Origin of the sequence: Azohydromonas lata (genome assembly GCF_034427735.1) — a bacterium.
In the GTDB taxonomy this organism is placed as follows: Bacteria; Pseudomonadota; Gammaproteobacteria; order Burkholderiales; family Burkholderiaceae_C; genus Azohydromonas; species Azohydromonas lata.
Genome location: NZ_JAXOJX010000283.1, coordinates 1 through 224, shown reverse-complemented (window position 1 = coordinate 224; position 224 = coordinate 1). Strand labels below are relative to the sequence as shown.

General features: G+C 71.0%; 1 protein-coding gene. It reads right to left on the bottom strand.

Annotation, left to right across the window (positions count from 1 at the left end; genetic code table 11):
- A partial coding sequence (locus SM757_RS35405; protein ID WP_322468928.1) for a cadherin repeat domain-containing protein occupies nucleotides 1-224 on the bottom strand: 224 nt, incomplete at both ends.

Here is a 224-nt window from a genome sequence, read left to right as displayed (position 1 = left end):
GGCGCGCAGCACCTGGCCCATGGCGGCGGTGCCGGAGAGGGTCACGCCGCCGGTGGGTGCGTCGTTGGCGTTGGAGACCGCGATGCTGAGCTGGACGTCGGCGGTATTGCCCGCGGCGTCGGTGAGGCGCACGGTGATGCGGTGTGCGCCAGCCTGCTCGAAGTCGAACGATGCACCGGCGGCGACGCTAAGCTGGCCCGTTGCGGCATCGATCACGAAGCGGT